Source organism: Xanthomonas cissicola (assembly GCF_008801575.1).
In the GTDB taxonomy this organism is placed as follows: Bacteria; Pseudomonadota; Gammaproteobacteria; order Xanthomonadales; family Xanthomonadaceae; genus Xanthomonas; species Xanthomonas cissicola.
The window spans coordinates 1-12,112 of sequence record NZ_VZPL01000053.1 but is presented as its reverse complement, the minus strand read 5'-3'; the positions used below and the strand labels follow the sequence as shown (position 1 = coordinate 12,112).

The following is a 12,112-nucleotide window of genomic DNA, read 5'->3' as shown; positions in this document are numbered from 1 at the left end:
CTCACTGGCGGCTCTCCTGCAACGGCGCAGGCTGCGCTGGTGCGGCAGCCGGCGCAGGCGCCAGTGCGGTCGGGATGCCGGCAGAGACTTCATCCACCGGGTCCGGCACCAGCGCCGGGTCCGGATCGACCGACTGCGGCTTGACCACCGGCTGGCCGGTCTTGCCGGCAGCCTGTGCGGCCAGCCACGACTGGATATCGTCCGGCGGCACGTCCATCAAGCGCAGCGCGCCTTCCATCACGCGATGGAACACCGGCGCCGACACCAGGCCGCCGTAATACACCTTGCCTTGCGGATCGTTGATGACGATCACCGTGGCAAAGCGCGGGCGCGTGGCCGGCACCAGCCCGGCGAACAGGGCGTTGTAATGCCCGCGCTCGTAGCCGTTGGCGCCATTCTTGCGCGCCGTGCCGGTCTTGCCGGCCACGTGGTACCCCAGAATTGCCGCGCCCTTGGCGCCGCCCTGGGTGACCACGGTCTCCATCATGTCGATGACCTGGCGCGCCACTTCCGGCGTGATCACCTGACGGGTTTCGTTGTGCTGGCCGCGCACGAAGGTCGGCGGGGTGAGCTTGCCGCCGTTGCCCAGCGTAGCGTACGCCTGCGCAATCTGCAGCGGCGTCACCGACAGGCCGTAGCCGTAGGACATCGTGGTCTTGGACGGGCCGCTCCAGCGCGCCGGCTGCAGCACCACGCCGGCCGATTCGCCGGGGAACCCGCTGTGCGGCGCACTGCCGTAACCGAAGTTGCGGATCGACTGGTAGAAAGTCTGGTCCGGCACCTTGGCCGCGATCTTGGCCGCACCGATGTTCGAGCTGCGGGTGATCACGCCGGTGACGTTGAGCACGCCGTTGTTGCGCGGCACATCGCGAATGGTGAAGCGCCCCACCGACATGTAGCCGGGGTTGGTATCGATGACGGTGTCCTTGGTCACCACGCCGGCGGTCAGCGCGGTGGCCACGGTCAGCGGCTTCATCGTCGAACCCGGCTCGACCAGATCGGTGACCGCACGGTTGCGGCGGGCCGACGGATTGATGCCGGTGACCGAATTGGGGTTGTAGGTAGGCAGGTTGACCATCGCCAGCACTTCGCCGGTGGCCACGTCCATCACCACCATCGAACCGCCGGCCGCGTTGTTCTCGACCAAGGCATTGCGCAGTTCCTTGTAGGCAAGGAACTGGATGCGGCGGTCGATGCTCAGCGTCAGGTCCTTGCCCGGCTGCGCCGGACGCACCAGGTCCACGCTTTCCACGATGGCGCCGCGCGCATCGCGCACCACCTTCTTGGAACCGGGCTTGCCGCGCAGCCATTCGTCGAATGCCAGCTCCAGGCCTTCCTGGCCGCGGTCGTCGATATTGGTGAAGCCCAGCACGTGGGCCATCGCCTCGCCTTGCGGATAGAAGCGACGGAACTCGCGCTGCGAGAACACGCCCGGAATCTTCAGATCGACGATCGCATGCGCCTTGTCCGGATTGATCCGGCGCTGCAGGTACATGAATTCCTTGCCGGCCTTCTGTGCCAGCTTGGCGTTCAAATCGTCCAGCGGCTGCCCCAGCGCTTTTGCCAGCTCGGGAATGCGGTCCGGGTTACGCAGCAGTTCTTGCGGATTGACCCAGATCGACTCCACCGGCGTGGACACCGCCAGCGGCTCGCCGTTGCGGTCGGTGATCATGCCGCGCGAGGTGGCGATGGGCAGTTCGCGCAGGTAACGCGCTTCGCCCTGACGCTGGTAAAAATCGCGGTTGACCAGCTGCACGTAGGCCGCGCGCCCAATCAGCGTCACCGAGCACAGGCCCAGCGCGATACCGACCAGGGTCAGGCGACCACGGAGATTGAAATTGCTGCGGGGGCGGTTGCGGCCAGCCTTCATCGCACACCTCCCGGTGCGCAGCTGCGCCGTGCAAAGCGGCTGTGCTGCTTTGTCATGGGCGCACCACCACGATGTCGTTGGTCTCCGGGAACTTCATCCCGATGCGCGCACGCGCGACTTGGTCGACCCGGTTGCTTTCCGCCCACGTGGCCTGCTCCAGCTGCAGCCGGCCGAATTCGATATTCAATTCGTCGCGTGTGTGTTCGAGCTTGGACAACTGCACGAACAGCTTGCGATGCATATGGCGCATATACACCACACCGATCGCCGAGGCGATGCTGCAGGCAAGCAGCACGACGAGCAGCAAGCGGCTCATGCGGCGTCACCGTTCGCTGACGCCGGGAATTGGGAATCGGCAGTCGGGAATCGGGAAGCAGCGGCGCTGTTGCCTTTGCCCATTCCCGATTCCCCATTCCCCAATCCCAGCTTCTCGGCCACCCGCAACACCGCGCTGCGTGCGCGCGGGTTGACGTGCAATTCGGCGTCGTCGGCCTTGATCGCGCCGCTCACCAGTTGCAGCGTGGCCACGAACGGCTGTGCTTCGGGCAAGCGGCGGTTGCTCGGCGGCGCCTTGGCGTAGCGGGCCATGAATTGTTTGACGATGCGATCTTCCAGCGAATGGAAGCTGATCACCGCCAGCCGGCCGCCCGGCTTGAGCGCGCCCAGGGCGGCATCCAGCCCGGCTTCCAGATCGGCCAGCTCGCGGTTGATGTGGATGCGGATGGCCTGGAAGCTGCGTGTGGCCGGGTGGGTCTTGCTGTCGCCGCGCGGCATCACCGACGCGATCAGGTCGGCCAGTTGCGCGGTGCGCAGCAGCGGCTGTTCGGCGCGCCGCGCCACGATGGCGCGCGCGATACGGCGGCTCTGGCGTTCTTCGCCATAGGTCCACAGCACATCGGCGATCTCGCGGTCGCTGGCCTGCGCCAGCCACTCGGCTGCGCTCTGGCCGCTGTCCGGGTCCATGCGCATGTCCAGCGGGCCGTCCTTGCCGAAACTGAAACCGCGCCCGGCCACGTCCAGCTGCGGCGAAGACACGCCCAGATCCAGCAGGATGCCGTCGACGGTGGCGGCGGCAACCACCTGGCCGAGTCCGGCAAAACTGCCGCGATGGATAGACACACGCGCATCGCCACCGAAGCTGTGTTCGGCCACCGCGATCGCTTCGGGGTCCTTGTCCATCACCAGCAGTCGACCTCCCGGGCCAAGGTGTTCCAGCACGCCGCGCGCGTGCCCGCCACGCCCGAACGTGCCATCCAGATACGTTCCGTTTTCGGTCACTTGCAGGCCATCCAGCACCTGCGTGTACAGCACCGGCACATGGGCCGCCGGGGACTGCGACACCGGGTGACCGGGCTGCGCTTCACCGCGCATCCGGGCACCCCGGCTCACAACCTGAGATCGAGCAATTCATCGCCCAGATCCCCGTCAGACAATGTCTGCTGGATCAGTGCGCGATGTGCCTGCTCGCTCCAGAGTTCGAACTTGTCGCCCATGCCCAGCAGCACGGCTTTTTTCTCGATGCCCACTGCATTGCGATGGCTGGCCGGAATGCTCAGACGGCCGTTGGCGTCCAGCTCGAGCACCGCCGAAGAACCCACCAGTTTCTGCTGCAGCGTGCGGACCACGCGCTGGGTATTGGGCTTGGACATCACGTCGTCGCGCACCCGCTCCCACTCCTTTTCCGCGTATAGCCACAGGCATCCGGCTTCGAACGGGTTGTAGGTGAGGACCAGACGGTTACCGCTGACACGCGCAACGAGGTCGCGGTATGCGGTTGGCACCGCCATACGCCCCTTGTCGTCCACCGTGATGGCAGTCTCGCCCTGAAACACCGAATGCAACCTCGAATACCCGCTGGGGGATCATTGAACCACGAAAAACCACAAAACACCTGGCTTTCCCTCCGTTGCCCACCTTAGCAGCGCGTCAAAGGTTGTCAACAACTTTGAGGACCACAAATCGCCAGTCGCATCAATGAGTTGCGGCACTCTTTAGAGACTTGTTCAAAGGTTATCCACAAGTTGCTGTTTCATCTCATATTTTGAGATTGAACGGAAATTCAGGGCGGTGAAGGCCATGTAAACCCGACTGCCATCTCACTTCACATTGCGCCAGCGACGTATCTCAACTGCGCAAACAAGGTGACAATCGGCGACATGTGTCTGGTCGCTCTTGCCTGGAAAGTCCACCCGCGCTGGCGTTTGCTGCTGGCGGGCAACCGCGACGAATTCCACGAACGTCCCACTGCGGCACTGGCACGCTGGGCGGCGCCGGCCGACAACCTGCTGGCTGGCCGCGACCTGCGCTCCGGTGGCAGTTGGGTTGGCCTGGATCGGGACGGACGCGCTGCGGTGGTCACCAATGTGCGTGACCCGCTCGCCACTTCTTCGGGGCGCTCGCGCGGGCATTTGATTGCCGACTACCTGTCCGGCAGCCTGGGCGCTACCGTGTACGCCGACGCACTGGCCGGCGCCGCCCACGCGTTCCCACCTTTCAACCTGTTGCTGTGCGACGCCGACCGGTGTGAGCACCTGAGCAACCACCCGCCACTGGCGCGGCAACTGGCGGCGGGCATCCATGGCATGTCCAACGGGCCGCTGGATGCGCCGTGGCCCAAGACCGCTGCGCTGACCAAGGTGCTGCACCGCTGGTGCGCCGACGGCGACGAAGACCTGCAGCCGCTGTGGGCCGCCCTGGGCAACCCGGCCATCGCCCCCGACGCTGCGCTACCGCAGACCGGCGTGGACCTGGCGACCGAACGCCTGCTCTCGGCCGCCTTCATCAGCGGCCCCAGCTATGGCACCCGCGCCAGCACCATCGTTGCGGTGGACCATCACGGCCATGGCTTCATCCACGAACGACGCTTCGGGCCGAATGGGATTTTCCAGGGCGAGGCACGCCTGGAGATCCCTGGCTCGCGTTGACAAGCCACGCTCGTGCGCATATCCGAGGAGTCGACGCATGAACCGCTATTACGATGTTTCTGCGCAAAAAAACCATCGAATCTGACCGCCATGCCGACCTGGCGGCGCAAGCCCGCGCGATGACCGGCAAGCTCTCGGCAAAGGTGGAAGAGTTGCTGGCCGAGTACATCGCCAAGGAACGCCACAGCCACAGCGCAGGAGCGCTTGAGCTGCAACGCGCGACAAGCGAGTGGAAAGCCTTCACCGAGGCGCACGGCTCCTTCGCCGACGAGTTTCCACGCTGTGACCGACCAGTTCGATGTTCACGCCAATGTCGTCCAGAACACGAACATCCCGTACGTGCTCGTCGTTCAGTCGAACATTTTCGACACCTCGCCACGCCGCGGCGGCGGCCCCTGATCCGAAAGTCCAGGCTCTTCGCCGACCCCATCCCGCTTCACCCCGGAACTCACCATCGCCGGCCACAGCGTGATCCTGCCACCCCTGGAAATGACCTCGATGCCGCTGTCCGTGCTCAACACACCTGCCGGCACATTGAAGGACCAGGGCCAGATCATCATCGACGCTCTGGACGAGCTGTTCACCCGCTCGTTCGGCTAGCGCCAAACACGGCTGCAGGCGTGGCGAATTGCGTACCCCCATCCGCCCTTCGGGCACCTTCCCCCGCAGGCGGTGGAAGGGAGTCGATCGCATAGCAAGAGCCTCGATCCACTGGCTACCTGCGAGCCCCCTTGAGTCAAGGGGGCGCGGCGACAGCCGCGGGGGATGTGGCATGCCCGGAGCGGGACCCGCGTTTTGTACCGCCTGCGGCGGTACGAAGCGTGGGCGCCTTCTTCGGGCAAACGCCCAAAGAAGGCGGCGGAGCGTAGAGAGAGCCTCGACCCACTGGCTACCTGCAAGCCCCCTTGAGTCAAGGGGGCGCGGCGACAGCCGCGGGGATGTGGCATGCCCGGAGCGGGACCCGCGTTTGTATCGCCTGCGGCGGTACGAAGCGTGGGCGCCTTCGAAGGGCAAATGCCCAAAGAAGGCGGCGGAGCGTAGCGAGAGCCTCGACCCACTGGCTACCTGCCAGCCCCCTTGAGTCAAGGGGGCGCGGCGACAGCCGCGGGGATGTGGCATGCCCGGAGCGGGACCCGCGTTTTGTACCGCCTGCGGCGGTACGAAGCGTGGGCGCCTTCGAAGGGCGAACGCCCAAAGAAGGCGGCGGAGCCGGCCGATAAGCCGGGTTCTGTCGTGGACAGTCATTCGTCTAGGCGCTACGTCACCGCAGCGCTCAAGCAACCTACCCGGATCCAGCGCGGGCCACGCCAATGGATCCCTATTTGGTCTTGCTCCAGGTGGGGTTTGCCGTGCCGGTCCGTTACCGGACTCGCGGTGCGCTCTTACCGCACCATTTCACCCTTACCGGCCCCTCGCCACCCCTTTGCGGCCTCCGAGCGCGCTTGGCGATGCGAGGCATCGCTGGCACGTTTCAGTGGCGGCAAAGGGGTGACGAGGGACGTAGGCGGTATCTTTCTGTTGCACTTTCCGTCGGCTTGCGCCGCCCAGGCGTTACCTGGCACCTTGCCCTATGGAGCCCGGACTTTCCTCGGCACTCTTGCGAGTGACGCGACTGTCTGGCCGACTCCGCCGGGGCGCATTCTACGCTATCGCTGCCGTGCAGAACGGCGCGGCGATTTCAAGCTTGCCATTGCCCTGTAGGAGCGCACCCGGGCGCGAGAGGCGGTACCGATCAACCACCGTCGCTTCCAGCCGCGTTCCTGCGATGACCGCATTAGCCGCCATACAAGGCCTTGCGCGGCGCGCCAGTGAGCTCGGCAGCAAGCTTGGCGGCGGTGGAAGGGGGCAGGTGCTCGGCGAGCTTGGCGTAGACGCGGCGGCCTTCGGCGAGCTGGCCTTCGGCGGCGTCGGCGGCGCCCTGCACCATCACCACGAATTCGCCCTTACGCTGGTTGTCGTCGGCTTCGACCTGGGCCTGCAGCTGCGCCAGGCTGCCGTCGAGCACGGTTTCGAAGAGTTTGGTCAATTCGCGGGCGATCACTGCCGGGCGCTCGTCACCGAAGGCAAGGCGCAGGTCGGCCAGCGATTCGACGATGCGGTGCGCCGATTCGTAGAACACCAGGGTGCGGGTCTCCCCTGCCAACCGCGCCAGGCGCTCGCGGCGGGCGGCGCTCTTGGCCGGCAGAAACCCCTCGAAGCCGAAGCGGTCGCTGGGCAGGCCAGCCACGCTGAGCGCAGCGATTGCCGCGCAGGCCCCCGGGACCGGGCTGACCTTGATGCCGGCGGCACGCGCGGCGCGCACCAGTTTGAACCCCGGGTCGCTGACCAGCGGGGTGCCGGCGTCGCTGACGATGGCCAGCGACTCGCCGTCGCGCAGGCGCGCCACGATGCGTTCGGACATGGCCTCTTCGTTATGGTCGTGCAGGGCCAGCAGCGGGCGGTCGATGCCGAAATGGCTCAGCAGCTGGCGGGTATGGCGGGTGTCTTCGGCGCAGATCGCGGCCACGCCACGCAGCACCTCCTGCGCGCGCGGCGACAGGTCGGCCAGGTTGCCGATCGGCGTGGCGACCACGTGCAGGGTTCCAGGGGACGTCATCAGCGGTTTTCCGGGGGCAAAGGGTAGAATCGTAGCGTTTTTAACGGTCCGCCCCGGCGGCCCCTGTCCAATGGATCTGAAATGAACAAGCGTGTTGCAAGGATCTCCGCCCTCTCGCTGATGGTGATGCTGGCCGCCGGTTGCGCCACCAGCAGCGTCACGCCGACCGCCTCGCCGACGCAGAGCGCGGCGCTGGCACTGCTGGACCAGGGCAAGCCGCGCGAAGCCGCGCAGCAGCTGGAAGCCGAAGCCGCCAGTGCCAGCGGTGCGCAGCGCAGCCGGTTGCTGGCCGCAGCCGCGTTCGGCTGGCACGACGCCGGCGACGATGCGCGTGCCCGCACGCTGCTGGCGCAGGTCAACGTGCGCCATCTGAGCGGCGAGGAGCGTGCCCGCTTCGGGTTGCTCACCGGCGAGCTGGCGGTGATCGACAAGCAGGGTGCGCAGGCATTGCAGGCCCTGGGCGACAGCCCGCAGGGGCTGACCCAGCCGCTGCAGACGCGCTGGCTGGTGGCGCGCGCTGCGGCGCTGGAAGCCACCGGCGACCTGTTCGGTGCCGCCGCCGACCGCGCGCGCGCCGATGCCAGCCTGACCGGCACCGCGCGCAGCGACAACCAGCGCGCCATCGTGCGCCTGCTTGCCGCGCTCGACGACGCCACCCTCAAGGGCCGCACCGCCGCACTGCCGGCCGGCGACCCGTTATACAACTTCGCCGGGCGCGCGTTGATCAGCCGCGGCCTGGCGCTGCCGCGCGCCTTCGAGCGCGATGCACAATGGGGTTTCGATACGAGCAAGCGCCCGCCCGCCGAGCGCGATGGCTACCGCCCACCGGTCAAGCTGGGCGTGCTGCTGCCGATCACCGGCAACCTGGCCACCGCCGCCGCGCCGGTACGCGATGGCCTGCTGGCCGGCTACTACGCGGAAACCCGCCGCCGCCCGGAGGTGCAATTCTTCGACACCGCCGGCACCGCCGCCGGTGCCAATGCCGCCTACGACAAGGCTGTGAGCGCCGGGGTGGATTACGTGGTCGGCCCGCTGGGGCGCGACGAAGTCAGCGCGTTGTTCGCGCGCGGCCAGCTCGCGGTGCCGGTGCTGGCACTGAACCGTCCCAGCGACAACAAGGCCCCGCCCACCGGCAGCGCAGGCTTCTCGCTGGCGCCGGAAGACGACGGCATCATGGCCGCCGAATACCTGCTCTCGCGCGAACGCCGCAATGTGCTGATCGTCGGCACCAGCGACGACAACGGCAAGCGTACCATCAAGGCCTTCCGCGACCGCTTCAGCGAACGCGGCGGCACGGTGGCCGGCAGCATCAGCGTGGCCGACGCGCCGGGCGACATCGGCGCGCAGCTGCGCAATTACGGCACCGCCGACGCGGTGTTCCTGGCGGTGCGCGGCAACACCGCGCGTGCTTTGGCGCCGCAGCTGGCGCTGGCCGGATTCGCCGGCAAGTCGCGCGTGGGCACCTCGCAACTGGTGGCCGGCACCGGCAAGGTCGAAGACGATCTGGCGCTGGATGGCATCGTCTACCCGAGCGAAACCTGGACCGCCCTGGGCGTGTCCGGCCTGCCGGCGGTCAGCCAGGTGGCCAGCACCCTGCCCAGCGCACGCGGCCCGGCCGCCCGGCTGTTCGCGTTCGGCTACGACGCCTGGAAGATCACTGCGTACCTGGAAAAACTCGCCACCGGCACCGATGGCGGCCTGCGCGGCGCCACCGGCACCCTGCACCTGGACGGCTTCGGCAATGTGCTGCGCACGCCGGCCTGGTCCACCTTCAGCGGTGGCCGCCCGACGCCGATCGCCGACGGCCGCTGAGCCATGCCGGCGGCGCGTCAGCAGCGTGGTGCGGCGGTCGAGGCGGCCGCACGCGCGTTGCTGGAGCAGGCCGGGCTACGGCTGGTGGTCGGCAACGCCAACTACCGCGGCGGCGAACTGGATCTGGTGATGCACGATGGGCCATCGCTGGTGTTTGTGGAAGTGCGCTATCGGCGCGACGACCGCTTCGGCGGCGGTGCGGCATCGGTGGACTGGCGCAAGCGTCGCAAGTTGGTGCTGGCCGCGCAGTTGTTTCTTGGCGCTCACCCGGCCCTGGCGGCGCTGCCGTGCCGCTTCGATGTAGTCGATGCCAGCGGCGAACCGCCGGTATTGCACTGGATCCGCGACGCATTCCGCGCCGACGATTGCTGACCACCACCGAACGCTCACGCCAACGTTTTTTCATGCCAACCATCATGACCCACGCTGCCGTGCCATTGGCGCTGTGGTGCGCCAGCGAACGCGGCCGCATCTCGCCACGCCTGCTCGCGGCCGGCTTGGTGGCGGCGATGCTGCCCGATGCCGATGTGCTGGCGTTCGCGCTGCGCATTCCCTACGCCGATGCGTTCGGCCATCGCGGCGCCAGCCACTCGCTGTTGTTCGCCAGCGTCATCGCACTGCTCGGCATCGCGGCGCATCGCAGCCTGCGTGCGGATGCCGTGCAGGCGTCTGTATTTTTGTTCGTCTGCGCCGCATCGCACCCGCTGCTGGATGCGATGACCTCCGGCGGCCTGGGCGTTGCGCTGGGCTGGCCGTGGAGCCAGACGCGTTGGTTCGCACCATGGCGGCCGATTCGGGTGTCGCCATTCGCGACCGGCTTCTTCAACGCGCGCGGCCTGAGCACGTTGCTCTCCGAGCTGCGCTGGGTCTGGTTGCCGCTCACCGTCGCCGTGCTGGGGTGGAAATGCATCCAGCGCGCGGCACCACAGGATCGCATGTCATGACCGATGTACTTCCCACCGCACTTGCCGAGTTGTTGGCCGCGCGCCTGGGTACCGATGGATGGTTGACCGGCGACGATGCGCGCCGCCGCTATGGCGAAGACGATTCGCGCCGCTGGGCATTGCCGGCCGCGGTGGCGTTGCCGCGCGACACCGATGAGGTGGTGGCGATCGTGCAGGCGTGCCGTGCGCACGGCGTGCCGATCGTGGCGCGCGGCGCCGGTACCGGCACCACCGGCGCGGCGGTGCCGTTTTCCGGCGGGGTGGTGGTGTCGATGGCGCGCATGAACCAGATCCTGGCACTACGTCCGGAAGACCGCTGCGCGGTGGTGCAACCGGGCCTGCTCAATGGCGACCTGCAACAGGCGCTGCAGCCGCATGGCTTGTTCTGGCCGCCGGATCCGTCCAGCGCGGACATCTGCAGCGTCGGCGGCAATCTATCCACCAACGCCGGCGGCCCGCGCGCGGTGAAATACGGCGCCACCCGCGACAACGTGCTCGGCCTGGTGGCGGTGACCGGCACCGGCGACGTGATCCGCTGCGGCGGCGCGTACACCAAGAATTCCACCGGTTACGACCTCACCCACTTGCTGGTCGGCAGCGAGGGCACCCTGGCGATCATCGTCGAGGCGACCTTGAAGCTGACCCCGCGCGCCATTGCGCAAGCCGGCCTGCGCGCGCTGTACCGCGATGCGTCCAGCGCCGCAGCCGCGGTGTCGCGGCTGATGGCGCAACCGACCACGCCGACCATGCTGGAATTCATGGATGCCAGTGCGATTGCGCTGCTACGCCGCAATGGCAGCGATGTGCCCGACGCTGGCGCCATGCTGTTGATCGAAGCCGACGGCGATCACGACACCTTGCCCTACGCGCTACAAGCCCTGCACGACGCGGCCGATGGCGAAGGCGTACTGAGCCTGGACGTGGCCGCCGATGGCAGCGCGCGCGACAAGTTGTGGGCCGCACGCCGCGCCCTGTCGCCGGCCTTGCGCACCATCAAGCCGGGCAAGATCAATGAGGACGTGGTGGTGCCGGTGTCGCGCATTCCCGAACTCGTCGCCGGCGTTGAAGCGCTCGCTGCGGAATTCGCACTGCCCATCGTCGCCTTCGGCCATGCCGGCAACGGCAACCTGCACGTCAACATCATGTACGACCCGGCCGATACCGACGAAAACGCCCGCGCGCATGCCGCCTTGCCACGACTGTTTACGCTGGTGCTGGCGCTGGAAGGCACGCTCTCCGGCGAGCACGGCATCGGCGTGGCCAAGCGCGATTTCATGAGCCAGGCCTTCAGCGCAGCAACGCTGGCCACCATGCGCGCAATCAAGGCCGCACTGGATCCGGACGGGATTCTCAACCCGGGCAAGGTATTACCGCCTGCATGAGTAAATGATGAGCACTCTTCGTTGCATAACCTCAACGTCATACCACAGCAACCACTTGATTAAATCAGACTTACATGGATAGCCTGATCATCCGAATAAGGCGCTTAGGGCGGATCTCGAATGATCAGGGCAACAAAGGAACCAGAGAGATTTTCCGCGACCTATAGAAAAATCACACCCCTATGGGTGGCAATATTATTGCTATCGGCACTCACTGGCTGCTCATCGCCAGATGTTAACGCCGCCGCCCAAGACAAGTCAGTGAAGCCATCAAAGGTCAAGACGGATTGCTCACGCGTTGCTGCAGCCAAAGATAGAGAAGCCTGTTTTTTGGCATTACCAGCAAAGGAGTGCGAAGCGTTAGGGAAGGTCTGAATAACGAGGCCTGAGAGTGCGGGATGTCGCGTCGTTCCGAAGAGTGGCGTTTGAATCTTTGGAATTTCGCCATTTCTGGCGCTTTCCGTGGGAATTTCCTGGTTTACAGGCGCACGCTCCCCATAGCCGGCAGCAACTGCTTTCGCTTCATCCACAGATTGGAGAGCGCAAACAAGGTCAGCACGTGTGCGGTGTTTTTGGCCAGGCCG

11 protein-coding genes, 1 other RNA gene and 3 pseudogenes are annotated in these 12,112 nt (G+C 66.6%); 7 read left to right on the top strand and 8 right to left on the bottom strand.

The window, feature by feature from the left end:
• Window position 1 precedes the first annotated feature (1 nt).
• From F7R02_RS18365 to mraZ, 4 genes are read right to left on the bottom strand one after another with little or no spacing between them, the layout of a single operon-like run.
• Window positions 2–1,870 (bottom strand): peptidoglycan D,D-transpeptidase FtsI family protein, encoded by a 1,869-nt coding sequence (locus F7R02_RS18365; protein ID WP_003485291.1) that lies wholly within the window; start codon window positions 1,868–1,870, stop codon window positions 2–4.
• Between the two features lie 52 nt (window positions 1,871–1,922).
• A complete protein-coding gene (ftsL, locus tag F7R02_RS18360) occupies window positions 1,923–2,186 on the bottom strand; it encodes a cell division protein FtsL (RefSeq protein WP_005910928.1) in 264 nt (87 codons plus the stop codon).
• Window positions 2,183–3,241, bottom strand: coding sequence for a 16S rRNA (cytosine(1402)-N(4))-methyltransferase RsmH (rsmH, locus tag F7R02_RS18355; protein ID WP_167521059.1), 1,059 nt, complete (start codon window positions 3,239–3,241; stop codon window positions 2,183–2,185). The genes ftsL and rsmH overlap by 4 nt, the downstream gene beginning before the upstream one ends.
• A gap of 14 nt (window positions 3,242–3,255) precedes the next feature.
• Window positions 3,256–3,702 carry a division/cell wall cluster transcriptional repressor MraZ gene (gene mraZ / locus F7R02_RS18350; protein ID WP_003485296.1) on the bottom strand — a complete coding sequence of 149 codons (447 nt, stop codon included), beginning with the start codon at window positions 3,700–3,702 and terminating at the stop codon, window positions 3,256–3,258.
• A 324-nt stretch (window positions 3,703–4,026) separates the two neighbouring features.
• On the opposite strand from mraZ, the gene F7R02_RS18345 reads away from it, so the two are divergent.
• From F7R02_RS18345 to F7R02_RS26685, 3 genes and pseudogenes are all read left to right on the top strand, one after another.
• Window positions 4,027–4,794, top strand: a complete 768-nt coding sequence (locus F7R02_RS18345) for an NRDE family protein (protein ID WP_003485298.1) — start codon at window positions 4,027–4,029, stop codon at window positions 4,792–4,794.
• Between the two features lie 37 nt (window positions 4,795–4,831).
• A pseudogene (locus tag F7R02_RS27345) lies at window positions 4,832–5,069 on the top strand (type II toxin-antitoxin system CcdA family antitoxin); the annotation flags it as partial.
• Window positions 5,070–5,226: 157 nt separating this feature from the next.
• Window positions 5,227–5,394: pseudogene (locus tag F7R02_RS26685) on the top strand (CcdB family protein); the annotation flags it as partial.
• A gap of 601 nt (window positions 5,395–5,995) precedes the next feature.
• Here the strand turns inward: F7R02_RS26685 and rnpB are convergent.
• Together rnpB and rsmI are read right to left on the bottom strand one after the other, a co-directional pair.
• An RNA gene (gene rnpB / locus F7R02_RS18330) (RNase P RNA component class A) lies at window positions 5,996–6,422 on the bottom strand.
• A 146-nt stretch (window positions 6,423–6,568) separates the two neighbouring features.
• Window positions 6,569–7,390 (bottom strand): 16S rRNA (cytidine(1402)-2'-O)-methyltransferase, encoded by an 822-nt coding sequence (rsmI, locus tag F7R02_RS18325; protein WP_078589231.1) that lies wholly within the window; start codon window positions 7,388–7,390, stop codon window positions 6,569–6,571.
• 81 nt (window positions 7,391–7,471) lie between these two features.
• On the opposite strand from rsmI, the gene F7R02_RS18320 reads away from it, so the two are divergent.
• The 4 genes from F7R02_RS18320 to F7R02_RS18305 are packed head-to-tail and all read left to right on the top strand — an operon-like array spanning window position 7,472 to window position 11,528.
• On the top strand, window positions 7,472–9,202 hold the full coding sequence (locus F7R02_RS18320; protein WP_033483810.1) for a penicillin-binding protein activator: 1,731 nt from the start codon (window positions 7,472–7,474) through the stop codon (window positions 9,200–9,202).
• A gap of 3 nt (window positions 9,203–9,205) precedes the next feature.
• Window positions 9,206–9,574 (top strand): YraN family protein, encoded by a 369-nt coding sequence (locus F7R02_RS18315; protein ID WP_005910940.1) that lies wholly within the window; start codon window positions 9,206–9,208, stop codon window positions 9,572–9,574.
• A 32-nt stretch (window positions 9,575–9,606) separates the two neighbouring features.
• Entirely contained in the window at window positions 9,607–10,146 is a 540-nt protein-coding gene (locus tag F7R02_RS18310) for a metal-dependent hydrolase (protein ID WP_078589245.1), read from the top strand.
• Entirely contained in the window at window positions 10,143–11,528 is a 1,386-nt protein-coding gene (locus F7R02_RS18305) for an FAD-binding oxidoreductase (RefSeq protein ID WP_078589229.1), read from the top strand. The genes F7R02_RS18310 and F7R02_RS18305 overlap by 4 nt, the downstream gene beginning before the upstream one ends.
• Before the next feature lie 161 nt (window positions 11,529–11,689).
• Here the strand turns inward: F7R02_RS18305 and F7R02_RS26430 are convergent, their stop codons facing one another.
• Window positions 11,690–12,058 carry a hypothetical protein gene (locus tag F7R02_RS26430; protein ID WP_167521058.1) on the bottom strand — a complete coding sequence of 123 codons (369 nt, stop codon included), beginning with the start codon at window positions 12,056–12,058 and terminating at the stop codon, window positions 11,690–11,692.
• Window positions 12,007–12,112 (bottom strand): annotated as a pseudogene (locus tag F7R02_RS18295) (IS5/IS1182 family transposase); the annotation flags it as partial. The gene F7R02_RS26430 and the pseudogene F7R02_RS18295, both read right to left, overlap by 52 nt.

Bases quoted from the DNA above. Each gene is read 5' to 3' on its own strand.
- ftsL (WP_005910928.1), bottom strand. From the start codon at position 2,186: ATGAGCCGCTTGCTGCTCGTCGTGCTGCTTGCCTGCAGCATCGCCTCG.
- F7R02_RS18305 (WP_078589229.1), top strand. From the start codon at position 10,143: ATGACCGATGTACTTCCCACCGCACTTGCCGAGTTGTTGGCCGCGCGC.
- rsmI (WP_078589231.1), bottom strand. From the start codon at position 7,390: ATGACGTCCCCTGGAACCCTGCACGTGGTCGCCACGCCGATCGGCAAC.
- F7R02_RS18320 (WP_033483810.1), top strand. From the start codon at position 7,472: ATGAACAAGCGTGTTGCAAGGATCTCCGCCCTCTCGCTGATGGTGATG.
- F7R02_RS18365 (WP_003485291.1), bottom strand. From the start codon at position 1,870: ATGAAGGCTGGCCGCAACCGCCCCCGCAGCAATTTCAATCTCCGTGGT.
- F7R02_RS18310 (WP_078589245.1), top strand. From the start codon at position 9,607: ATGCCAACCATCATGACCCACGCTGCCGTGCCATTGGCGCTGTGGTGC.
- rsmH (WP_167521059.1), bottom strand. From the start codon at position 3,241: ATGCGCGGTGAAGCGCAGCCCGGTCACCCGGTGTCGCAGTCCCCGGCG.
- F7R02_RS18345 (WP_003485298.1), top strand. From the start codon at position 4,027: ATGTGTCTGGTCGCTCTTGCCTGGAAAGTCCACCCGCGCTGGCGTTTG.
- F7R02_RS18315 (WP_005910940.1), top strand. From the start codon at position 9,206: ATGCCGGCGGCGCGTCAGCAGCGTGGTGCGGCGGTCGAGGCGGCCGCA.